A 421-nucleotide genomic window follows, 5' to 3' on the forward strand; every position below is an offset into this window, starting at 1 on the left:
CTCATCCAGTGCCAGCCGACTGGCTGGTGTCATGGGGGTTGCCGCGGCGGCTGCAGCAACCAGCTGGCGTCCAGACGCTGCCAGCCATGCTATCAATACGATCAAGAGCCCGGCCGATCATTATTCGGGCAGCCCGGCCATGTCTCTGTCCGACCAGGCCCGTGACCCGCATCAGGCTCAGGCACTCATTTATGCACTGCTGCTGGCTCCTCCCGAGCGTTTTGTGCACGACCAACAGCTGAATCTTATTCTGCAACAGGCCGGTCGCGAGACATACCAACAGGCCCTGCGGCTGATTCCTGCAATCCAGGCTCTGGCGCCAGAACAACGGTTACCACTGGTTGAACTGGCCATTCCGGCTCTCAAACAGCTATCCGAAAACCAGTACCGTACCTTTCACACCCTGCTGATAGGCCTGATG

Annotated in this window: 1 pseudogene; it reads left to right on the plus strand. The window is 59.1% G+C overall.

From position 1 onward, the window contains the following. Positions 1–421, plus strand: a pseudogene (locus Q4563_RS16420) (hypothetical protein); the annotation flags it as partial.

Source organism: Gilvimarinus sp. 1_MG-2023 (genome assembly GCF_030548285.1).